20 protein-coding genes are annotated in these 21,902 nt (G+C 68.2%); 9 read left to right on the top strand and 11 right to left on the bottom strand.

Features of this window, described 5'->3' with window-relative positions; translation table 11 throughout:
• Positions 1 to 94: 94 nt before the first annotated feature.
• On the top strand, positions 95 to 526 hold the full coding sequence (locus tag ACQP1O_RS24835) for an NfeD family protein (RefSeq protein WP_433560880.1): 432 nt from the start codon (positions 95 to 97) through the stop codon (positions 524 to 526).
• Positions 526 to 1,767 carry an SPFH domain-containing protein gene (locus ACQP1O_RS24830; RefSeq protein WP_433560879.1) on the top strand — a complete coding sequence of 414 codons (1,242 nt, stop codon included), beginning with the start codon at positions 526 to 528 and terminating at the stop codon, positions 1,765 to 1,767. Before ACQP1O_RS24835 ends, ACQP1O_RS24830 begins: the two co-directional genes overlap by 1 nt.
• 97 nt (positions 1,768 to 1,864) lie before the next feature.
• Here ACQP1O_RS24830 and ACQP1O_RS24825 read toward each other — a convergent pair whose 3' ends face one another.
• The 6 genes from ACQP1O_RS24825 to ACQP1O_RS24800 all read right to left on the bottom strand — a co-directional run bounded on the left by ACQP1O_RS24825 (position 1,865) and on the right by ACQP1O_RS24800 (position 7,879).
• Positions 1,865 to 2,803, bottom strand: a complete 939-nt coding sequence (locus tag ACQP1O_RS24825; protein ID WP_433560878.1) for a TauD/TfdA dioxygenase family protein — start codon at positions 2,801 to 2,803, stop codon at positions 1,865 to 1,867.
• Positions 2,804 to 2,821: 18 nt separating this feature from the next.
• On the bottom strand, positions 2,822 to 4,168 hold the full coding sequence (locus ACQP1O_RS24820) for an LLM class flavin-dependent oxidoreductase (protein WP_433560877.1): 1,347 nt from the start codon (positions 4,166 to 4,168) through the stop codon (positions 2,822 to 2,824).
• Between the two features lie 23 nt (positions 4,169 to 4,191).
• The gene (locus ACQP1O_RS24815; RefSeq protein ID WP_433560876.1) at positions 4,192 to 5,064 is read right to left on the bottom strand and encodes an ABC transporter permease; all 873 of its coding nucleotides are present in this window, start codon (positions 5,062 to 5,064) and stop codon (positions 4,192 to 4,194) included.
• Positions 5,057 to 5,893 (bottom strand): ABC transporter ATP-binding protein, encoded by an 837-nt coding sequence (locus ACQP1O_RS24810; protein ID WP_433560875.1) that lies wholly within the window; start codon positions 5,891 to 5,893, stop codon positions 5,057 to 5,059. Before ACQP1O_RS24810 ends, ACQP1O_RS24815 begins: the two co-directional genes overlap by 8 nt.
• Positions 5,890 to 6,969, bottom strand: coding sequence for an ABC transporter substrate-binding protein (locus ACQP1O_RS24805; RefSeq protein ID WP_433560874.1), 1,080 nt, complete (start codon positions 6,967 to 6,969; stop codon positions 5,890 to 5,892). Before ACQP1O_RS24805 ends, ACQP1O_RS24810 begins: the two co-directional genes overlap by 4 nt.
• A gap of 172 nt (positions 6,970 to 7,141) precedes the next feature.
• Positions 7,142 to 7,879 carry an IclR family transcriptional regulator gene (locus ACQP1O_RS24800; protein WP_433560873.1) on the bottom strand — a complete coding sequence of 246 codons (738 nt, stop codon included), beginning with the start codon at positions 7,877 to 7,879 and terminating at the stop codon, positions 7,142 to 7,144.
• A gap of 434 nt (positions 7,880 to 8,313) precedes the next feature.
• Between ACQP1O_RS24800 and ACQP1O_RS24795 the strand changes: the two genes are divergently transcribed.
• On the top strand, positions 8,314 to 8,649 hold the full coding sequence (locus ACQP1O_RS24795; protein WP_433560872.1) for a transglycosylase family protein: 336 nt from the start codon (positions 8,314 to 8,316) through the stop codon (positions 8,647 to 8,649).
• A 78-nt stretch (positions 8,650 to 8,727) separates the two neighbouring features.
• Here the strand turns inward: ACQP1O_RS24795 and ACQP1O_RS24790 are convergent, their stop codons facing one another.
• The 4 genes from ACQP1O_RS24790 to ACQP1O_RS24775 form a co-directional block, all read right to left on the bottom strand.
• Entirely contained in the window at positions 8,728 to 9,525 is a 798-nt protein-coding gene (locus ACQP1O_RS24790; RefSeq protein ID WP_433560871.1) for an ABC transporter ATP-binding protein, read from the bottom strand.
• Positions 9,522 to 10,580, bottom strand: a complete 1,059-nt coding sequence (locus ACQP1O_RS24785; RefSeq protein WP_433560870.1) for a taurine ABC transporter substrate-binding protein — start codon at positions 10,578 to 10,580, stop codon at positions 9,522 to 9,524. The genes ACQP1O_RS24790 and ACQP1O_RS24785 overlap by 4 nt, the downstream gene beginning before the upstream one ends.
• Positions 10,577 to 10,933, bottom strand: coding sequence for an ABC transporter permease (locus ACQP1O_RS24780; protein WP_433560869.1), 357 nt, complete (start codon positions 10,931 to 10,933; stop codon positions 10,577 to 10,579). The genes ACQP1O_RS24785 and ACQP1O_RS24780 overlap by 4 nt, the downstream gene beginning before the upstream one ends.
• Before the next feature lie 183 nt (positions 10,934 to 11,116).
• Entirely contained in the window at positions 11,117 to 11,446 is a 330-nt protein-coding gene (locus tag ACQP1O_RS24775) for a hypothetical protein (protein WP_433560868.1), read from the bottom strand.
• 358 nt (positions 11,447 to 11,804) lie between these two features.
• Between ACQP1O_RS24775 and ACQP1O_RS24770 the strand changes: the two genes are divergently transcribed.
• The 5 genes from ACQP1O_RS24770 to ACQP1O_RS24750 all read left to right on the top strand — a co-directional run bounded on the left by ACQP1O_RS24770 (position 11,805) and on the right by ACQP1O_RS24750 (position 19,222).
• The gene (locus ACQP1O_RS24770; RefSeq protein ID WP_433560867.1) at positions 11,805 to 13,145 is read left to right on the top strand and encodes a lipase family protein; all 1,341 of its coding nucleotides are present in this window, start codon (positions 11,805 to 11,807) and stop codon (positions 13,143 to 13,145) included.
• 316 nt (positions 13,146 to 13,461) lie between these two features.
• Positions 13,462 to 14,007 (top strand): hypothetical protein, encoded by a 546-nt coding sequence (locus ACQP1O_RS24765; RefSeq protein WP_433560866.1) that lies wholly within the window; start codon positions 13,462 to 13,464, stop codon positions 14,005 to 14,007.
• Positions 14,008 to 14,296: 289 nt separating this feature from the next.
• Positions 14,297 to 15,634, top strand: coding sequence for an ABC transporter substrate-binding protein (locus ACQP1O_RS24760; RefSeq protein WP_433560865.1), 1,338 nt, complete (start codon positions 14,297 to 14,299; stop codon positions 15,632 to 15,634).
• A 7-nt stretch (positions 15,635 to 15,641) separates the two neighbouring features.
• Positions 15,642 to 17,492 carry a hypothetical protein gene (locus ACQP1O_RS24755; RefSeq protein WP_433560864.1) on the top strand — a complete coding sequence of 617 codons (1,851 nt, stop codon included), beginning with the start codon at positions 15,642 to 15,644 and terminating at the stop codon, positions 17,490 to 17,492.
• The gene (locus ACQP1O_RS24750) at positions 17,489 to 19,222 is read left to right on the top strand and encodes a hypothetical protein (RefSeq protein ID WP_433560863.1); all 1,734 of its coding nucleotides are present in this window, start codon (positions 17,489 to 17,491) and stop codon (positions 19,220 to 19,222) included. Before ACQP1O_RS24755 ends, ACQP1O_RS24750 begins: the two co-directional genes overlap by 4 nt.
• Here ACQP1O_RS24750 and ACQP1O_RS24745 read toward each other — a convergent pair.
• Positions 19,201 to 19,914 (bottom strand): TVP38/TMEM64 family protein, encoded by a 714-nt coding sequence (locus ACQP1O_RS24745; RefSeq protein ID WP_433560862.1) that lies wholly within the window; start codon positions 19,912 to 19,914, stop codon positions 19,201 to 19,203. The two genes, ACQP1O_RS24750 and ACQP1O_RS24745, sit on opposite strands and share 22 nt — an antisense overlap.
• Before the next feature lie 168 nt (positions 19,915 to 20,082).
• Here ACQP1O_RS24745 and ACQP1O_RS24740 point away from each other — a divergent pair, with 168 nt between their 5' ends.
• Positions 20,083 to 21,900, top strand: a complete 1,818-nt coding sequence (locus tag ACQP1O_RS24740) for a methylmalonyl-CoA mutase family protein (RefSeq protein WP_433560861.1) — start codon at positions 20,083 to 20,085, stop codon at positions 21,898 to 21,900.
• Positions 21,901 to 21,902 lie beyond the last annotated feature (2 nt).

The following is a 21,902-nucleotide window of genomic DNA, read 5'->3' as shown; positions in this document are numbered from 1 at the left end:
CCCTCGCGCCGCGCCCATTCCGATATGTCCGGTAGAAGCGCGGAGTGATCACGAATACCGGCCGTAACCCCCGATCACGGTTACTGTTGGTGACGTGGCCGCAATAGTTTGGCTGGTCGCGGGCATCCTGCTCGCGGCGGCCGAGATGCTCACGGGCAGTCTCGTGCTGATCATGCTGGGTGTTGCCGCGCTCATCACTGCGGGCGCCAACGCGCTCACCGGCTCGTCGGTACTCATCGACGCGGTGGTGTTCAGTGTCTCGTCGATTGCCCTGCTGGTGCTGGTCCGCCCATTCCTGTTGCGGCGCTACGCAATTCCGCCGCCGCATCAGACCGGGGTGGACGCGTTGCCCGGCAGGACCGCGAAGGTGCTCGAAACGGTCGACGAGCACGGCGGTCGCGTGAAGCTCGGTGGCGAGGTGTGGAGCGCGCGTCCCTACGACGCCGCGGAGTCCTATCCCGTCGGTTCGACCGTGTACATCATGAGGATCGACGGCGCCCATGCCGTCGTCATGAAAGGGCCGTGATGGCTGTACTGATAGTCGCCGTCGTACTCATCCTCCTGGTCGTGGTGGTGGTCTTCAAATCGGTGGCCCTGGTGCCGCAGGCCGAGGCCGCCGTAATCGAGCGGCTGGGCCGGTATTCGCGGACGGTGTCCGGCCAGCTGACCTTCCTGGTGCCGTTCGCCGATCGGGTGCGCGCCAAGGTGGATCTGCGCGAGCGGGTGGTGTCGTTCCCGCCGCAGCCGGTCATCACCCAGGACAACCTGACCGTCCAGATCGACTCGGTGGTCTACTTCCAGGTCACCAGTCCGCAGGCCGCGGTCTACGAGATCTCCAATTACATTGCCGCCGTGGAACAGTTGACGATCACCACGCTGCGCAATGTGGTCGGCGGCATGACCCTCGAAGAGACCCTGACCTCCCGCGACCAGATCAACAGCCAGTTGCGCGGGGTCCTCGACGAGGCCACCGGCCGCTGGGGTCTGCGGGTGGCGCGCGTCGAGCTGAAGGCCATCGATCCGCCGCCGTCGATTCAGGAATCGATGGAGAAGCAGATGAAGGCCGACCGTGAGAAGCGCGCCATGATCCTCACCGCGGAAGGTCAGCGGGAAGCCTCGATCAAGACCGCCGAGGGCCAGAAGCAGGCGCAGATCCTCGCCGCCGAAGGCTCCAAGCAGTCGGCCATCCTCTCCGCCGAGGGTGAGCGGCAGTCGCGCATCCTGCGCGCGCAGGGTGAGCGTGCCGCCGCCTACCTGCAGGCGCAGGGCCAGGCCAAGGCCATCGAGAAGGTGTTCGCCGCCATCAAGAACGGCAAGCCGACCCCCGAGCTGCTGGCCTACCAGTACATGCAGACCCTCCCGCAGGTCGCCAAGGGCGACGCCAACAAGGTGTGGCTGGTGCCCAGCGATTTCGGCAAGGCCCTCGAGGGCTTCGCACGTGGCTTCGGCAAGCAGGGCGAGGACGGCGTGTTCCGGTACGAGCCGTCCGAGGACGGTGCGGCCGCCGAAGCGCCCGAGAACGATGCCGACGAGGTGGCCGACTGGTTCGACACCGCCACCGACCCGGCCACCCAGCGGGCCGTCCGGGCGGCCGAGGCGGATGCGCGGACACCGGTCGAGCCGGTCGGTCTGCCGCAGACCTCGACACGGCCGCATCTGGAGCAGCGTCCGCCGCAACAGCAGCCGGTACAGCCGCAGTACCGCCAGGAGCCCCCGGACCAGCGCTGGCAGAACCCGCCTCCGCCGCCGCGTCCGCTGGGCCACTGACGGTCCGGGACCGAACCAGAATCGAATCACGAACTGAGCGGGGCCCTCTCGACACTGTCGAGAGGGCCCCGCCGATTCCGTGACGAGCGCCGCGGGATCAGTTCTGTGAGCCGCCGAAGTGCTCACCCGCGATGGAACGGGAGGGCTCGCCGTCGACGCCGACCGGCACGTCGCCCTCCAGGGTCGTGCGGTAGAGCACGCGGGTCACGTCCAGGTGGGTGAGGTCGCCGGGCGCGAGGTGCGCGGTGGCCCGGTTGTCCCAGAATGCGACACTGCCCTTCTCCCAACGGAATCGGACCGTGTACGCCGGATCGGAGAGTTCGGCGTAGAGCAGTTCCAGCAGCGCGTCGCTCTGGCGCGGGCTGAGGCCGACGATGCGGGTGGTGAAGCCCGGGTTCACGAACAGTACGCGTTCGCCGGTCACCGGATGCACCCGCACCACCGGGTGTTCGGTGATCAGCGGCGCGGCCGCGACCCGCTTGGCGTAGTCGCTCTCCGCGTCCCAGGCGGGCAGCTTGCCGCCGAATCGATGTTCGGCGCGCAGTCCGTCGAGGAAGGATTTGAGCGAATCCGGCAGGCCCGCATAGGCGGCGGCGAGATTGGTCCACTGGGTGTCGCCGCCGCGCTCGGGCGCGATCTCGGCCCGCAGCAGCGAGGCCGCCGGCGGGTTGATGAGCGGTGAGACGTCGGTGTGCCAGTGGTTGGTGTAGCTGAATTTCTTCTTCCCGAACCGCTTTTCGTACAGGCGGCTGTCGACGGCGAGGATCTCCGGGTACTCGGTGGGCGCGTCATCGTCGTACGGGTGCGAGGGCGTGACCGCGCCGAATCGCCGGGAGAAGGCGATCTGTTCGGCGTGCCCGATGTGCTGATCCCGGAAGAACAGCACCTTGTATTCGTGCAGCGCGGCGGTGAGTACCGCGATCTGCTCATCGGTGAAGTCGTCGCGCAGGTCGATGCCGGTGATCTCGGCGCCGATATGCCCGGCGACGGGTCCGATGCGGAAGGTGCCGACCGGGTTCTCGGTTGCGGTGGTCATGAGCGTTCCTTTCAGATCTCAGGCGGTCGCCTGGGTACGGGCGGGGGCGAATTGGCTTTCCACGGGCGCGAGTCCGTAGTGGCCGCGCAGGGTCGGTGCGGTGTAGTCGGTGCGGAACAGGCCGCGTTCCTGCAGGATCGGGACCACGCGGTCGACGAAGTCCTCGAGCCCGCCGGGCAGGTAGGGCGGCATGATGTTGAAGCCGTCGGCCGCGCCCTGGTCGAACCAGGACTGGAGTTCGTCGGCGATCTGTTCGGGCGTGCCGGCGAAGGTGCGGTGACCGCGGCCGCCGCCGAGTTTGCCGATGAGCTGGCGGACGGTCAGGTCCTCCTTTTCGGCGAGCTCCTTGACGAGGGTGAATCTGCTCTTGCCGCCTTGGATGTCGCCTTCCTGCGGCAGGGGCGGCAGCGGTGCGTCGAGGGCGTGCTCGGTGAGGTCGACCCCGAGCAGGGTGGACAGTTGCCGCAATGCGTAGTCGGGGGAGATGAGGTCGGTGAATTCCTGTTCGAGTGCCCGGGCTTCGGCCTCGGTGTCGGCGATGAAGGGGACCAGGCCGGGCAGGACCTTGAGGTCGTCGGCGGAGCGGCCGTATTTGGGCAGCCGGGACTTGAGGTCGCGGTAGAACTGCTGCCCCTCCTCGATGGTGCGCTGCGCGGTGAACACCGCCTCGGCGTGGCGGGCGGCGAACTCCTTTCCGCTCTCGGAGGATCCGGCCTGCACCAGCAGCGGCCGGCCCTGGGGGCTGCGGGGCGAGTTCAGCGGGCCCCTGACCTGGAAGCGTTCGCCGCGGTAGTCGAGAGTGTGAACCTTGTCCGGATCGGCGAAGATGCCGGTCTCCGGGTCGAGCACGATGGCATCGGATTCCCAACTGTCCCAGAGCCGTACCGCCAGGTCGACGAACTCGTCGGCGCGCTCGTAGCGGCGGGCGTGCTCGGGGATGGCGTCGTAGCCGAAGTTGAACGCCTCGTCCTCGCTACCCGAGGTGACGATGTTCCAGCCGGCCCGGCCGTCGCTGATGTGGTCGAGGGACGCGAATTTCCGTGCCAGGTTGAAGGGTTCGTTGTAGGTGGTGGAGGCGGTCGCGATCAATCCGACGTGCTCGGTGACGGCGGCGATGGCGGCGAGCAGGGTGATCGGCTCGAAGACGGCGAGCGCGTTGCGCTTGATCCGGGGGCCGACGGCCAGCCCGTCGGCGAAGAACACCGAGTCGAGCCTGCCGCGTTCGGCGATGCGACCCAGTTCCTGGAAGTGCTTCACATCCAGGACCCGGTGCTCCTCGGTGCGCGGATGCCGCCAGGCGGCCTCGTGGTGGCCGACGCCCATGAGGAAGGCGTTCAGATGGAAGGTCTTGCGTACGTTGGACATAGAGGAGGTTCCTTCGGGGGATTTCAGTGGGCGCGCCAGCGGGACAGGCGTCGCTCGATGGCCACGAGCACGCCGTTGTAGGTGAGTCCGACCAGGGCGATGGCCACGATCCCGGCGTACATGTCCGGAATCTGGAAGTTCTGCTGGGCGGCGGTGATCAGGTAGCCGAGCCCGGAGCGCGCCCCGAACATCTCGGCGGCGATGAGCACCAGGATCGATCCGGAGGCGGCCATGCGGATGCCGGTGAAGATCGATGGCACGGCGGCGGGCAGAATCACCTTCTGGAACAGGCGGATCGGTGAGAACCCGAGCGAGACAGCCGATTTCACGAGCAGCGGATCGACCGTCCGCACCCCGCTGATGGTGTTGAGCAGGATCGGGAAGAATCCGGCGTACACCACCAGCGCGATCTTGGAGGTCTCGCCGATGCCGAGGATCAGGATGAACACCGGCAGCAGCGCGAGAGCGGCGGTATTGCGGAACAGTTCCAGCACCGGGCTCAGGAATTCCGCCACCGGCCGGTACCAGGCGATGGCCACACCCACCGGAATGGCGGCGGCCAGGGCGATGGAGAAGCCGATGAGCGAGCGGGTCACGCTGGTCGAGACGTGTTCCCACAGTTGGCCGTTGCGGATGAGCTCCAGCCCGGCCTGCACGACCGCCGAGAACGGCGGCAGGAACACCTCGTCCACCAGCCCCAGCCGCGGCGCTGCTTCCCACAGGGCGAGGAAGGCCGCGATCACGATGGCCGGCTTGCCGATTCGCCATGCGATTCTGGCGACGGCGGGCAGCACGGCCGTCGCCCGCCGGGTTCCCGCCTGGTCGGCGTCGCCGGTGCCGACCGGCTCGGGACGGAGATCGATGGATGCTTCGACGAGTTGCAGTGCGCTAGACATGGGAGCTCCTCTTGTCGGCGGTGAGCGCGGCCTGCTCGAGGTCCTGTGCCCGCGCGACCTCGTCGTGCAGCAGGGACCAGACGTGATGGCGCAGTTCTCGGAATCGTTCGCTGGAGCGGATATCCGGGTCCCCGGCGCGGTCGAGATCGATGTCCACGACCGCCTTGATGCGCCCGGGCCGCGAGGTCAGCACCGCCACGCGCTGCCCCAGGTACACCGCCTCGTCGATGCCGTGGGTGATGAACAGCACCGTCTTCCCGGTGGCCCGCCAGATCCGTAACAGCTCGTCCTGCAACGATTCCCGGGTCTGGGCGTCGAGGGCGGCGAAGGGCTCGTCCATCAGCAGCACCTCCGGGTCGAAGGCCAGGCTGCGGGCGATGGCCACCCGCTGTTTCATACCGCCGGACAATTCGTGCGGATAGCGGTTCCCGAATCCGGCCAGGCCGACCAGTTCGAGATAGTGCTCGGCGATCTCGCGGCGTTCGCGACGGCGAATGCCCTTGGCCTCCAGCCCGAATTCGATATTCGCCCGGGCGGTGCGCCAGGGCAGCAGCGCGTACTGCTGGAAGACGATCCCGCGGTCCAGACCGGGTCCCGTGACCGGCGCCCCGTCCAGCAGGATCTGTCCGGAGGTGGGTTTGCCGAGCCCGCCGAGCAGATCCAGCAGGGTGGACTTGCCCGAGCCGCTGGGCCCGACCAGGACCAGGAACTCACCATCCTGCACATCGACGCTGATATCGGCGAGCGCGGTGAAACTCTCCTGCTCCCCGCGCACGGGGAATTCCTTGCGGACCCCGGTGAGCGCGAGTTTGACGGTCGCGGTGCTCATTTCGCCACCGCCTCACCGCTGGGACCGCTGGTGGCCGGGTAGGTGCCGTTGGCGTACGGATTGTCCTTGTTGGTGTAGAGGTCCTTGGCCGCGAGCTTGCCCGCGGGCAGTTCCCCATTGCGGACCAGCCAGTCGATCCAGATCTGGAGTTCGCGTTCGGCGATCACGCCGCCGGGGACGGGGATACCCGAGCTCTTGTAGTACTGCAGCAGCCCGGTATTCTCATTGCGCCCGCGCTTGTGGATGATGTCGGCGAACCGCGCCACCACCTCGTTACTCGGCGTGACCTGCAGCCAGCGGGTGGCCCGTGCGGTGCCCTGCACGAAATCGGCGACGGCCGCGGCATGCGACTTCAGGTAGTCGTTGCGGAAAACGTAAGTGCCGTAATCGAACTGCCCGAACAGATCCTTGTCGGTGTAGAGCGGATGCACCCCGCCCCGCCCGACGGCGGTGTCGCGGAAGACGCCGCCGAGCGCGGCCACATCGATCTGGCCATTGCGCAGCGCGTCCTCGGTACTGGCGGGCGGTAGCACGACCAGCTGGACCTGCCTGATCTCCTGATCGCTGAGCCCCTGGTCGTGCAGCCACTGCCGGGTGATGAACTCGTGGTGCGCACCCAGGGTATTGACGCCGACCTTCTTGCCGATGAGGTCGCGCGCGGAGGTGATGCCGGAATTGTCGCGGACGAAGTAGCCGGTGAAGCTGAGTTCGTCGGCCCCGTAGGAGCTGAGGACAGCGGTGACGGGAGCGCCGCCCGCGACCAGTTTGATGACCGCGCCGTTGAAGGCGCTGCCGAATTCGACCTGCTTGGTGGCGGCGGCCTGGATATTGGCCGGGCCGCTGGTGGTGTCGCCCTCCCAGTGGAGGTCGATCTTGCTGAAGTAGCCGAGGTCGGCGGCCAGTTCGAAGGCGGAGACCTGGCCGGTCGAGCCCTGATAGCGGAGGACGGTCCTACCGTCGGCGGTCGTGCCCGCGTCGGTTTTCGCGCAGCCGGTGAGCAGGGCGACCGCACTGGAGACGGCGAACGCGGCGGCGAGGGCGCGACGCACCCGGGTACGGCGGGGAGGGAATGCCATGGGGGAGTCTTTCGGTGAATACGACTGTCGCTCGGTGGGATTCGAGGGCGGGGCGACAACAGAGCGTCATGGGGATTCCTTTGCCGGACAGGGGAACTGGCGATGAATCGGCGGTGGTCACATGCTGCGATGGGCGTCGCGGTGCGGCAACCGGCTTTTCACGATGTGGAAATCAGCGTGAGCGAAACTCGGCGGCGGGCGCCGTGCCGTCGGTGGTCTGGAACAGCGGTGCGATCCTGCCCGCGGCGATCCGCATGGCAGGCACGACGGCCCGGATCAGCTCGCTGTCCAGGCGGGCCGAGCGAGCCTGCACCGCCAGCGCCCCGTGCACCTGCCGGCCGGGCCCGACGATGGGCACCGCCAGGGCGCGAATGGGGTCGTCGGTCTCGATCAGCTCGGAGGCGAAGCCGGTGCGGCGGACCCGGTCGAGGTCGGCGTCGGCTGCGGCGCGGGCGGGGGAGTAGGCCAGCAGGGCGCGGCCCGCCGCGCTGGCGTGCAGGGATTGCCGGGACCGCGGCACCTGGTGGTGGCAGAAGTGGATCGGCGGGCGGGCCTGGAAGACGGTGAGCGCTTCGCTGTCGTCCATCACGCTCACGCTGACCGTGATCCGGATGCCCGCGGCGAGCGCGTACAGGTGGGGCGCAGCGGACTCCAGGCCCAGCCGGGCGAGGGCGGGCCGGGCCAGGTTCGCCAGCCCGTGCCCGACGCGGTAGCGATCACCGGCCGGGCCCTGCTCGAGCAGGCCGCCGCGCACCAGCGCCTGGGCGAGACGGTGTGCGGTGCTGACGGGCAGCCGGGCCCGCTGGGCGAGTTCGCTCAGCGACAACTCCGGATCGTCGCCGTGGAAGCAATTCAGCACCTGGATCGCGCGGTCGACAGCGCGTGCTCCGGAGCGGGGTTCATCGGCCATGGAGGCACTATGGTCAGTGCCCTGACCTGGAGCAATGATTGTGCGCAGCACGATCCGAGCCGGTCGGAGCGCGATTTCGGGTGGGGATCGTTTTGTCTCGAGTTTGTATTACGCGATCGAGGTCACTATTTCCGAGTGACCTCCGTCACAAAAGTGTTTGAGAATTCCAGAAATGTCATTCGGTGAAATTCCGATGCGAACTGCGAAAACGGATTGAGTATCCCGGATATCGATCTGTCAACCGGCCGTGATCGTTACGTGATTTAACGTGATTGATCCGTTACCGTCGTTCATGGCTCGGATTCAACCGGGCCCCGCTCGAATCGACGAACACCGGCAACTCCGTCCCGCGATTCGAGAGCAACCGAGAACCCTGGGGACGGGGACCCGCAATCGAGAGCGCGGGCCGGTGGGCGCAGGCGAGGAAACACCTTATGCATCGCAACCGGAAGCTCACCACCCGCACATTCGCCGCCGCTGCGGCCATCGGTGCGCTCGTGTCCATCCCGTTCGCGCTGTCCACCGCGACCGCCTCGGCCGCCGGGCACAACTGGGACGCTGTCGCGCAGTGCGAGAGCAGCGGCAACTGGGGCGCCAACACCGGCAACGGGTTCTACGGCGGTCTGCAGTTCACCCAGAGTACCTGGAACGCCTACGGTGGTGGCGGCAGTGCCGCCAGCGCCAGCCGCGAGGAGCAGATCCGCGTCGCGGAGAACGTGCTCGCCGGTCAGGGTCCGGGCGCCTGGCCCGTGTGCGGCGCCTACCTGTAATTCAGGTTTCGCGTCGATTCGAAACGTCCGATGGCCCGTTCCGCAAAGTCGCGGCACGGGCCATCGTCGTATTCATGATCAAACGTGGGCTGCGTAGATCGCCTTCGCCAATTCGGTTTTCAGGGCCTGGAATTCGGGTGTCGCGGTGACGGTGATGTCCCGGACGTCCGCCTCGTCATCGCCCGGTAATACGACCTCGCGGTCCACGATGATCCGTCCCGGACGGGCGCTCACGACCAGGACCCGGGTGGACAGGAATACCGCCTCCTTCACCGAATGGGTCACGAACACAATGGTTTTGCCCGATTCGCGCCACAGCCGCCGCAGCTCCACCTGCAACCGCTCCCGGGTGAGCTGATCCAGCGCCCCGAACGGTTCGTCCATGAGGATGATGCGTGGATCGTTGACCAGCACCCGCGCGATCTGCGCCCGCTGCTGCATGCCGCCGGACAACTCGTAGGGCCGCTTGCCGCCGACATCGCCGAGCCCGACCAGCTCGAGCAGGCGCTGCGCCTCGGCGCGGCGAGTCTTCCGATCCAGACCTCGGCATTTCGGGCCGAACTCGACATTGCCGCGGACGGTCAGCCACGGGTAGAGGGTGGGGGCCTGGAAGACCACACCGCGTTCGGGACTCGGCCCGGCAATGGGATCGCGGCCGACCGCCAGCGTGCCGTCGCTGGGTTCGAGGAAACCGCCGAGCAGTTGCAGCAGCGTGGTCTTGCCGCAGCCCGAGGGGCCGACGATGCTCACGAACTTGCCGGGTTCGACGACCAGATCGGTGGGGGAGAGCGCGACGGTGCTGCCGCTCGGGGTCTCGTAGGTCTTGGAGACCCCGGTGAGCACCACGCGATCGCGGAGCTCGACGGCGGCGGTCACTTCGCGCTCACCGTGGCGGCGGCGTTGGCGTACACCGATCCCGCATAGGCCTGCGGTGCCGCCACGCCCTGAATCTCGCCCTGGCTCAACAGGAAATCGGCCGCGGACTCGAGGTCCGTGCCCAGCTGCCCGCCGAGGTAAGCGGCCCCGGCCTGGGTGCCCGCATCGAGGTAGCCGTATTCGCTCAGCTGTTTGCGGACGTCGGTCACCGGGACGCCCAGCTGCGCGGCGATGTGGGTGGCCGCGCTGTCGGGCGAGCTGTTGATCAGGTTGATCGCCCAGTTCTGCGCCGCCGTCCACGCCTCGAGGACGCGCGGATTGGCCGTCACGAAGTCGGCGCGCGCACCCTCGAGGTCGTAGGTCGGCTTGCCGGCCTTGGCGGTGTCGGCGGCGGTGGTCACCACGTGACCGTTCCTCAGCAGTTCCGAGAGTGTCGGCTCCCAGACGAACGCCGCATCGATATCGCCGCCGCGCCAGGCCGCGGCGATGGCGTCGGGCTGCATGTTCACCAGGGTCACCTCGCGCTCGATCCCGGTGGCGGTGAGCGCCGCGAGCAGGCTGTAATGCGAGGTGCTGGCGAAGGGCACCGCGATCTTCTTGCCGCGCAGGCCCGCCACCGTGGTGATGGCCGCATCCTTGACCACCAGCGATTCGGCCGCGCCGATCACATCGTGGATCCAGACCGCCTTCATGCCGATGTTCAGGGGCGCGGACAGGGCCCGGGCGGCGTCCGCACTGCCGAGCAGGCCGAGATCGAGCGAGTTCGACCCGAAGGCCTGGATCACCGTCGCGCCGGAGGCGAACTTGCTCCAGGTGATGGTGGCCTTGGGCAGGCAGGTCTCCAGCAGCCCGGCATCCTTGACCACGAGATCGCCGTTGGGAATGTCCTGATACCCGAGTCGCACTGTCCCGGTGAGGCTTTCGTCCACCTCCACCGGGCAGGCGACCTTGTCCCCGGTGGCCCGGGACTGGTCGGTGCGCCCCGACTGCACGCAGGCGCTCAGGGATGCGGTGAGCAGACCGGCCATCGCCAGTGCCGTGAAAACGCGTTTCATGCCTTGCCCTTCCACGGCACGACCAGCGCGCCGATCCAGCTGATGACCGCGTCGAGGGTGAGCGCGGTGAGACCGATGACGATGATGCAGGCCATGGTCAGCGGTGTATTGAGCTGCTGACCGGCCAGATAGGCGAGCCCGCCGATGCCGGGAATGCCATTGTTGAGTTCGGCGGCGACCACGGTGGTCCAGGCGAAGCCGACCGCGACGCGGATGCCGCCGATGAGGTCGGGGAGCGTGGCCGGTAGCAGGACGCGGCCGATCACCTGAATTCGGTTCGCGCCCAGGGAGCGCGCGGCATTGATCCGGTCGGCCGACACCTGCTGCACCCCGGCGATGGTCGCGATGACCACGGGCGGGGAAGGCGGCGAGGAACAGCAGCCAGATCTTGGCCGCGTCGCCGATCCCGAACCAGACGATGAGCAGACCGATATAGCCGAGCGGCGGCAGGGTGCGCAGGAAGTTCAGGTACGGCCCGACGATGGTGGCGAGCGTCCTGGACGTCCCGAGCGCGAATCCGACCGGGGGCCCGAGGATTACGGCCGCGCCCGCGCCGACGGCGATCCGCTGCAGGCTGGCCAGGAGATGCTCCCACAGGAATAGTTCTGCTCGCCGGGCACCTCGCGCGGTACTCCGGGCGCGAGCTGATGCCAGCTGTTGGCGCGCACGAACGCGTCCCACACCGCATGCGGGCTCGGAAGAAACTGCTGGTCAATGAGTTTCGCGGCAACGACAGCCCACCACAGTGCGAGGAATCCGGCCAGCGACAGCGCGCGGACGGCGAGGTCGCACAGAGGTCCGGTGGGCAGTACGAACCGTGCCGGATTCGAGGTGATGGCGGATCGGGCAGCGCCGATGCTGATCATGTGGGTGTTCCGGGCACGCGGTGGGGACTCACGCGAAAACCCCTCTCTGTCCGACGGGTGGGCATGCGGCATCGGTAGGGGATCGAGACCGTCCGCCAGATCCTGTCGCGGGTACGGGCGGGCGAACAGTGCCAGGCTCAGCGTGATTTCTGAAGGCGAATGTGGTCCTGGGTGGAGTCACCCTCTTCCCACTGTCTTCACATGTGGCTAGAGTAACCATGTTACTCGGGTAACAGTGTTACTCGGGTGCTCGGCCGTTGCGACACCCACGCGCGGGCCCGGCACGGAGCACAACTCCGGTTCGACACACCGACATCTCCGTGTCCGAGTGCACGTGAGTCCGCAGAGAAAGCAGAAAATGTCTGGACAACGCCGTCCGTCCCGCCGGAAGAGACAGGCGCCCCGGAAGGTCAATCACGCGTTGGCCGCCGCAGCGGCGCTGTGTGTGACCGCCGCCGGCGCGGCCGCTGTTCCGGGGGCGGCCTCCGCCGATCCGGTCAATGACTTCTATGTGCCACCCGCGCAATTCGATTCGACGCGCGGTGCGATCATCAAGACCACCGATATCTCGGCCCTGCTGGCGCAGCCGTCGGGCAACGGGGTATGGCCGTTGCCTGCCAAACAGGTCATGTACACGACGCAGATGCAGGACGGCACGCCCATCGCGGCGACCGGCGTCTTCCTTGATTCCACCCAGCCCTGGCACGGCACTGGCCCGCGGCCGACGGTCGTCATCGCGCCCGGCACCACCGGTCAGGGTGATCAATGCGCTGTGTCGCTGGCCTTTTCGACCGGTATGTATGCGAGCATCACCCCGCCGACCTTCTCGGCCAACCAGGAGGCGATCTCGGCGCTGGCGTGGAATTCGCTGGGGGCCCGCGTCTTCGTGGCGGATTACATCGGTATGGGAACCCCCGGTACCCACACCTATGTCAACCGTGTCGAGGAGGCTCATGCCGTTCTGGATGCCGCGCGCGCGGCGAACAACCTCGCGGGTTCCGGTGATGACACGCCGCTGGCGTTCTGGGGTTACTCGCAGGGCGGCGGGGCCACGGCCGCGGCGGTCGAGATGCAACCCGACTACGCGCCCGAGCTGAACCTCAAGGGCACGTGGGCGGGTGCGCCGGTGGCGGATCTGACCGAGGTGCTGAAGAAGGCCGACGGCAGTCTGATCAGCGGCGTCATCGGATTCGCGCTGAACGGTTTCGTAGCGCGCTATCCCGAGTTGCAGCCGAAGCTCGACGAACGCACCACGCCGGAAGGCAAGGCGCTGCTGAGCGACCTGGGCAACGAGTGCATCGGTGACGTGATCCTGAAGCACCCGTTCCTGCACAGCACCGAATTCACGGTCGACCATCGGCCGATGATCGACCACCTGCAGGAGGTGCCCGAGGCCGAGGACATCCTGCGGCAGCAGCACATCGGAAACCTCACTCCGGCGAGCCCGGTGCTGATCACCAGCGGTCGCAACGACGACACCGTGCCCTACGGTCAGGCGCGGCAACTCGCCACCGAATGGTGCGGAAAGGGCGCGACCGTGACCTTCCGGACCGATGAGCTGCCCCCGATCCTGCCCGGGGCCACCCTCCCGAACCACTTCGGCCCCGAGCTGATCGACGGCTTCGGAACCAACAATGCGATCAGCTACCTGGTCGATCGCTTGAACGACGTGCCGATCTCGGGGTGCACCCTCGCCTGAGGCCCGTCGCGAAAACCCCTGCGCTGCCGTCCATTTCGCCGCGATCGCGGTGGACCGCGGACGCGGCGCGGGGGTATGGGAGGAGCACGAACGGGCCGGGTGTCGTTGACGCACAGCAGCATTCGATGGATCGATTCCGACGGTGGCGCTCATCCGCCGGTGCTCGCACTGCCACAGCGATGAGGAGTCGGACATCGAGCTTTCACCGACGGTCATGTGAATGCCACGGATCGGTCACCGATTTGGTAAATCTGTGTGCGCACAATAATTTCGGTGCCCGCGTCGGGTGCGTTCCCCTATGTCAATGGAGGTATGGATGTTCGAATCCTGTTGTTCAGCCTACGAGTCCGCTCACCTCCTGCGTGCCCGCTACGGGCTGCCGGTGGAACTGTTCGCGGACCGCCCGTACGTCACCACAGGCCGCGAGCTGGATGCGATCGTCGCTCCGGCAAACCTCGGGGAACAGATCAGCGCGCGCCTGTCCGATCTGCCCACCACTCCGGCCATCGTCGACCCCCGCAATCGGTTCTGGATCTTCCTGATTTCCTGCACGCAGCCAGCTCTGGCCGTTCCCGAAGAGATCACCTCCTCACTCGCGTCCCGCGGGGTTTCGTTCCCCGGCCCGGGCACCCGGATCAGGCTCCCGATCACCGACCGTGCGGACGAATGGCGCTGGGCCCGTGAACCGTTACCCGGCCGTCTGCGTCTGCCCGACCGGATCCAGCTGCTCGACGTGATTCGACTCGGCCTGGCCGGATCGCCCCGCGAGAATCCGCAGCCACCGGACGTGCCTGCCGGACAGGTCGGCGCGATGTCGGACTTCGTGCGAGAGCGCCTACGGCGGAGCGCATCTGCGAACTGAGCGCTCCTCGGGGGCTCCTTACTCCGCGGTTTCGGTCAGCCGCCACGGCGCTCCCTCCGTCGATGGCGGCTTCGCCCCATGACACTTCCGCCTCGTTCTCGGCGATTGTTACCGCCGCACAGCCGAAGGCCGGCGTGGGAACCGGCGCAGCGCATGCCGACGGCGACGTCCCCAGTGGCGGCGTCCCGAGGCGGGCACACGTTTAGCGGACTTGCGGCGAGGGCAATCGGAGTAACGTTGCCCGCACCGAAGCCGACACCGGGCATCGTCGCATCGGTTGGGGGATGGAATGGCGAGCCGCAGAACCATTTTGCGCGCCGGCGCATTACTTCCACTGGCCGCGGCCTGCACACCGCTGGGGAACGTATCGAGTTCCGAGAGCGTGAAGCTCGCGGTGCCCTGGGGCGGCGCGGAATTGCGGGCCTTCGAAGGCGTCCTGGCCAACCTGCGGAATTCCCATCAGTTTTCGCATGACACGCAGGTATTCACGCTGGGTGACGATGTGGGGACGGTGTTCTCGGCCGGCCGGTACACGCCGGACATCGTGGTGCTGCCGCAGATCGGGCAGATAACGCGGCTGGCACGGGACGGCCGCTTGCGTGCACTCGACGAATCCCTGTGGGGCGACGAACGGAAAGCGCCGCGTTATGCCCACGGCTGGTGGGAGCTGGTGCATGTCGAGACGGCGTCCGGGAATCCGCTCTACGGACTGCCGTTCAAGGCGTCGTGCAAATCGCTGATCTGGTTCGACGTGCCGAGATTCCGGAAACTCGGCCTGCCGCCACCGGGCAGTTGGGCGCCGTGGCAGTGGCCCGCAATGCTGGACCGGCTGGCGCGCAGCGGAACCCACCCGTTGGCGCTCGGCGCGGCCGACGGCTGGATGCTCGCCGACTTCTTCGCGAATGTGCTGCTCGCCCACTCTCCCGATGCCTACCGGAGCATCGTGACCCCGAACGACTGGCGTCCTGAGCAGCGGCGCGCCGACATCACGATGGCCCTCGACACCGTCGCTGCGATCTGGGGATCTCCGAACGCCTTTCCCGGTGGTATCGGTCGCGCCCTCACCCAGCAATTTCCCGACGCCGTGCGAGCGGTGTTCGCCGAGCGCGACGCGGCGATGGTGCTGGCGCCCGATTTCGCCGAGCCGATCGTGAAAAGCTGTTTCGACGGCGATGACGTGGCCATGAAACAGACAGTCGGGGTGTCGCTGTTCCCCAGCATCGCTCCCGGACTCCGGGACGGTCCGGTGATCGGCGGCGGCGACGTCATGGTCCTGACCGGATCGGCCAAAACCGCAGCGGGCGAATTGATCCGCCTGCTGTCGCTGCCCGATGCCCCGGACAGCTGGATAGCTCGGGCGGGCGGATTCATCGCACCGGATCTGCGCACCCACCCGGCCTATCCGGCCATGCTCGAACCACTCGGCCCGCGCGTCCGATCCTGGACCGAATTCGATCTGGCCGACCGGATCGGTTCCCGGGGCGGCGACAATCCGCTCTGGGGGATCATCACCAAATTCCTGATGGATCTCGATGGCACTCCGGCGGATCCGTCGCAGCGCAATGCCGCGGCTGTCGGTGATGCCGTGGACGCCATCTACGACCTGGAACGCACTGGGCGGGGGTGAAACACGCTTGTACACCGTCGATTCCAACGGCCTCGAACTGGCACTGGCCACCCGCCGGCTGTCGGGACCGCTGGTTCCGGGCAGGCATCCGCACATCGAGGTCGTGGTCAACTACCTGGTCCGGGCACCGGCCTTGGTGCTGATGGGACTGCTGCTGGTGGCCCCCGCGCTGTACACGGTCGGGCTCGGCGCGCGGACGCATCCGTGGCTCGCCCTGGGCTGCGGGCTGCAACTGCTCGGGGGCGGCGCGCTGCTCATCGTCGACCGGCGGCGGCTCCGCACCGGGATGCAGAGTCTGCCGAGCGTTTTCGCCTTCACGGTCTGGGCGTTCGCGGCCGCGCTCGGATTCGTGAGCCTGGCAGTCGGGTCCATGGTGGTGTGGCGGCAATTGCCACGAGCGAGCCGCAGCGCGTACCTGCACACCGCGGGCTGGGTGGCGCTGGCCCTGGTCCTGGTCGGTGTGGCCCTGGTACTCGCCTGGCCCAGCCGGTGGCTGCCCTGGCTGTGGTGGCCGTTCATCGTGCCGTTCGGCGTCTCGGCGTTCACCTCGGGCATCGCGTTCCGGCTGATCCTCGAAACCGTGACGCGCGGACGATATTTCAGTGATGTCGCGGCGGAACGCTATGCGTTCGAAGCGGTTCTGGTGGCGGCGTTCGTGTGGACCTGGCTCGGGCTGCTGGTCGGTCTGTTCCGCGCCGCCATTCTCGCGATCGAGGACGATCCGGTGCGGGCCCCGGAACTCACCGGCGGTCCGCGCCGGCTCATCCCGCTTCGATTGTGGACACAGGTGCGTCCGGTCGCCTCGGTCGCCTTCCTGGTGGTCGCGGTGGCCGCCGCCCGGGTCTTCGACGCCGTGCTCGGTGCCGTACCACGATCGCTGCAACACGATGTCGGTACCGCCACGGTGGAATGGTGGCGTCTCAACAGTGCCTGCGAGGCGAGTTCGTGTGGTGAGGCCGCGGCGTACGCCCTGCCGTTGACCGCCGCACTCGCGCTGGCCGCACTGTTCGCCCAGGATCGGATCAATGTGCGCCGACCCAGTGGCCCGCGTCCGCTGCGCCCGCGCCCTTCCGCGTGGCGCGAGCACCTGCCGGCCCGGCGGGCGGTCCCGCGCTGGCTCCTGGTGGGAGTCGCTGTGCTCGTGGTGTTGTCGCCGATCGCGGAGCTGGTCTACGTCGCGCTGTACGGCACGGCCGGAGCGAAAGCCGGCGGCCTCAACACCGTCACCATCGATCCGGCACTGCGTGACGCGTTGCGCACCACCCTGACCGTCGCGGTCCCGGCAACCGTGATGGTGGTCGCCTTCGCATTGCCCGTCGCCCACTGGCTGGCCGCCGCACGCGTCCGGATCGCGGTGCCCTGCCTGGTGATTCTGACCGTCCTGCCCGCCCAGATGTATCTCGGTGCACTGCAGCGGGTGATCGGTTCCTCCGGCTGGTTCGGCACCCTCGTCCCGCTGATCTTCACCCATGCCGCCGCCGGACTGCCGATCGCGATTCTCGTTCTGCGCGGAGCGCTGCTCGCACCGGCGTACACGCCGGCCGCCGATGCCCTGTACGGGCTGGCCTCCCTGCGCACCATCGTGGCGCGGCTGGGTGCGGTGGTTCCGGCGGTCGTCGCGGTGGCGGTGCTCGAATTCATCCAGGTGTGGAACGACTTCTTCATCGGACTGCTGGTCAACGGCACCGGCGGCAGCCCGTGGTCGCTGCTGCTGTGGGGTTACACCCGCCAATTCGACGAGAGCTCGGCACAACTCGCGGGCGGGGCGTTGATCTCGGCGGTCGTACCGCTTGCGCTGTTGCTGGTGTGCTGGCGGCGATGGCTCGTCCCGGGCCTGGCCGGGGGAGCGCGGATATGAGCGAAACGGAATCCGCGCCCGGCGGACCCGAATCCACCGAACTGGCCCGCGAGAGCCGCAGCCTCATGGCCACGCCGAAATCCGCGGTGTGGCAGTGGTTGCTGGGCGCCCCCGCACTGGTCGGGATCGGCGTCGCCACCCTGATCGCCAATGTGATGACCGACGCGTTCAAGGCGAACCCTGCGGTGCGCTGGACCGAGTCCGCCATCGGGTGGCTCGTGCTCGCGTATTTTCTCGCCGAATTGGCAAGGCGTGGTTACCGGTTGGTGCGGGATCGTGCCGGGTTCACGGAACCGAGACCCGTCGAGTTACCCGAGCCCGGAGCGCCCTGGGGACCGGAGACCGAGCCGGAACAGAAACAGGAGTTGACGGGCAACTGGGCTGCGGCCGTTCTCCGTGAGCTGCCCATCCGCACCTATGAGACCGGGGTGCTCCTCGATGTACTCGGAGCGAGCGCCGCCGCCCAGCTCCCCGCCACCACCGCGGAGACCGAAACACCCTCTGCGCCCAAACTCTTGGCGCGTCTGACCGCTGCGGGTGCGGTGGAGCCGGTATCGCCCGGACGCTACCGGCTGGCCGCGGTTCCGACCGACGCGGCGGCCATCACCGGGACACCCGAGTGGCGGGCCGCGCTCGCGGTGCTGCTCCGCCGTCACGCCGAGGAAGCCACGCTGTGGGCGCGCGCACTCGACCTTCCGGCCTACGCCTCGACCGCCCGCCGCTGGTTCGAGAACGAGGAGCCCCGACTGTGCCGGCTCCTGCGCAACTGTGCGAAGCGCGCTGAACGGGAACCGGGACAGGCACACGACGCACTGCTGATCCAGGTTCGAGGCGTGGTGCCGGATCTGGCCGCGATCGCCGACGCGCTGGACATCTGGTTCGCGCGCAGCGGCCGCGCGGAGGACAGCGCAGGCAGAGGCGGCGACCCGGACGACCCCGGCCCGGCCGCCGCCTTGGTGACGATCACCGCCGCAACCCGATACGGCCCCCTGCACGCCCTGGCCGACATTCGCGCGCGTGTGCCGGACCGGAGACCAGCGCGCTACAGCCCGTGGACGGTATCCCGCAGCCTGCGCGCCCGCGCCCTGCACCGACAGGCGTTGGGGGCCATGGACAATACGGACGCCGATCTGAGCAAGGCGGTCAACCTGATGGAACAGGCATGGTGGCTGTTACCCCGTGAAGACGTCGCCGGCGAAGTGTGCGCCTTGGTGAACATGGCCATCGCGCATCTTGTGCAGGGACGGCACACCGCCGCGCGGGACCGCCTGGAACTGGCCGAATCGATGGCCGCGGGCGGACACGATCCCAGCGGCCTGGCCCATGTGCACGAGGTGACAGGCGTACTCGACTGGTCGGTCGGAGAGCCACGGCGCGCGCTGTCGCGCTGGCAGACGGCATTGAGTGAATGGCGTGCTCTCGCCGACGAACTGGGCATCGGGCGCTGCCTGCAGCATCTGGGTTCGGCCGCTGTGATCGAACCGACCCTCGCCGCGTTCCTGGTCGACTCCGACACCGTCGCATCGCGCGCCGAGGTGGTCCGTCAGGCCGTCGGTTGGCTGGTCGAGGCGCACGAACTCGACCGCACCCTGACCTACGCCGAGACCCACCGGGACGATTTGCTCACACAATTGAACGCGCTGACCGACCCCGCATCACCTCTGGGCTCACTACCCCGCTTCGACCGATGGCCGCTGCCGCCGCCCGATCAGGCGATCGGCTCGGGCTGAACCTCCGGTTGGGCGACGGCCATCCTCGCGTCCACCACCAGCCCGATCACGCCGACCGCCAAACAGGCCGCGGTGACGATCAATTGGGCGGGGGAGGTGCGATTGGTGAGGGCATCGCCGAGCAGCACCGTCCCGACGGTCCCCGGGATGATGCCGACGAACGTCGCGACCAGGTACGGGGTGAAGCGGATCGAAGACAGTGCGGCGCAATAGTTCACGATCGAGAACGGCGCGAAGGCGATCAGCCGCAATGATCCGATCGCCAGCCAGCCACGCCGCGCCAGCCGGGTATCGACCGCCTGCACCGTCGGATGGGTGAGCCGCGCCCGCACCCGCTCGTGATCGAGCGCGCGCACGAGCCACAGCGCCAGCACCGCACTGAGCGTGGTGGCGGCGAGGGCCAGCGTCAGTCCCTCGACCGAGCCGAACAGCATGCCCGCGCTGAGGGTGAAGATGGTGCGCGGGAAGGGCGCGACACAGACCAGCGTGTGCACCGCGAAGAACACCAGCGGCAGCAGGGGCCCGACCGAGTCGGCCCACTGCCGGATCTGCTGGGGCGCCGGGTGTGGTGCGAAGGCGGCCAGTGCGAAAAGTAGCCCGCAGCCGATCAGCAAGGCCAGATTTCGCGGTTGACGGAGGCGGCTGAGCAGCCCGGATACTCGCTCGAGCGGCACACGCGCGGTTGTTGGCACCGCGCCAGGTTACCCGCTGGTAGTGAGACTCCGGAGACCGTTATCTCGAGGCTGCCGCTAGCATCAGGGGAAAGACGATGAATGCTCGTTAACCAAAGTGGCCGTTGAGCTGGGTGAATGCCGGTGCGACGGCCATCCGGTCAGGGAGTGGAAGAAGGAACAGCAGCTATGCCGATTGCTTCCGACTCGGACACCGATCCGGTGCCCGAGTATGCCGCCTGGCGCAAGGGTGTCGCCGGGGTGCTGGCGAAGGCCCGCAGGGTGGATGCGAGCGACTTGCCGGATGAGCCGGAGAAGCTGCTCGCGGTCACGACCTATGACGGCCTGACCGTCAACCCGCTCTACACGCGCCGCGACGAGCTGCCCGAGCAGCCGCTGCCCGGGCAGTTCCCCTACGTGCGCGGTGGCGACGCCACCCGCGACGTGCACCGTGGCTGGTTCGTCAGCCAGCGTTTCGGCGGCCCCGATGCCGAGGCCGTCAACGCGGACATCCTCGTCGCGCTGGACAACGGCGTGAGCGCGGTGTGGCTGGGTGTCGCCGAGCGCGGCGTGCCGGTCGACGGGCTGGCCACCGCACTGCAGGGCTTCCTCTTCGAGCTGGCGCCGCTCACCCTCGACGCCGGGCCGGCCGCCAATGAGGCTGCGGCCGCACTGTTCTCGGTGCTCGACGGCTATGAGGCCCCGAACCGCAAGGACATTCGGGTCTCGCTGGGCGCCACCCCGCTGACGAGCCTGTTCGCCGGCACCTCGGCCATCGACCTGGACGGCGCGGTCGCGCTCGCCCAGCAGGCGGTGGCCCGCACCGAGACGGTCCGCGCGATCACCGTGTGCGGTGTGGCCTTCCACAATTCCGGCGCTTCCGACGCCCAGGAGCTGGGTGCGGCCGTGGCGGCGGGTCTGGAGTACCTGCGTTCGCTCACCGACGCCGGGGCCGATATCGCGGATGCGCTGGAGCAGCTGGAGTTCCGCTTCGCGGCCACCGACGACCAGTTCGAGACCATCGCCAAATTCCGTGCCGCCCGGCGCCTCTGGGCGCGCGTCGCACATGTCTGCGGGGCTCCGGCCTTCGGCAACGCGCCGCAGCAGGCGATCACGTCCGCGGCCATGATGAGCCAGCGCGACCCGTGGGTGAACATGCTGCGCACCACCCTCGCCGCGTTCGGCGCGGGCGTCGGTGGCGCGGACATCGTCACCGTGCTGCCCTTCGACGACGCGCTCCCCGCGGGGGAGCTCGAGGTGTCCACGGCGTTCTCGGAGCGCATGGCCCGCAACACCCAACTGCTGCTGCTCGAGGAATCCCGCCTCGGCCACGTGCAGGACCCGGGCGCGGGCTCCTGGTACGTGGAGTCGCTCACCGATGAGCTCGCCGCCAAGGCGTGGGAGTTCATGCAGGAGATCGAGGCCGCCGGCGGATACCTCGCCGCGCTGCAGGCGGGCCTGCTCGCCGAGCGCATCGGCGAGACCAAGGCCAAGCGCGATTCCGATGTGGCGCACCGCAAGACGGCCGTCACCGGCGTCAACGAGTTCCCGAACCTGAGCGAGAAGCCGCTGTCGGAGGCCGCCCGCGCCAAGAACGGCACGGCCCGCTACGGCGCCGCCTTCGAGGCGCTGCGCAACCGCTCCGACGCCTACCTGGCCGCCAGCGGCGCGCGCCCGCAGGTGCGCCTGGTTCCGCTGGGCCCGGTGTCGGAGAACAATGTTCGTGTCACCTTCACCACCAACCTGCTGGCCTCCGGCGGCATCGAGGCGGTCACCGAGACCGGTCCGTCGATCGCCGTGCTGTGTGGCTCCGACACCCGCTACGGCACCGACGCCGCCGCGGCCGTGGAGGAATTGCGGGCGGCCGGGGTGACCACGGTGCTGCTGGCCGGACCCGAGAAGGCGGTCGCCGACCTGACCGGTGCGCAGCGCCCCGACGGTTTCGTGACCGCGCGCATGGACGCGGTGGCGGCTCTGTCCGGCCTGCTGGAGAAGCTGGGAGCGTAGAG

Origin of the sequence: Nocardia sp. CA-151230 (assembly GCF_050942175.1) — a bacterium.
Taxonomy (GTDB): Bacteria; Actinomycetota; Actinomycetes; order Mycobacteriales; family Mycobacteriaceae; genus Nocardia.
The sequence above is the reverse complement of the archived record's forward strand: the minus strand, read 5'-3'. Positions and strand labels throughout refer to the sequence as shown.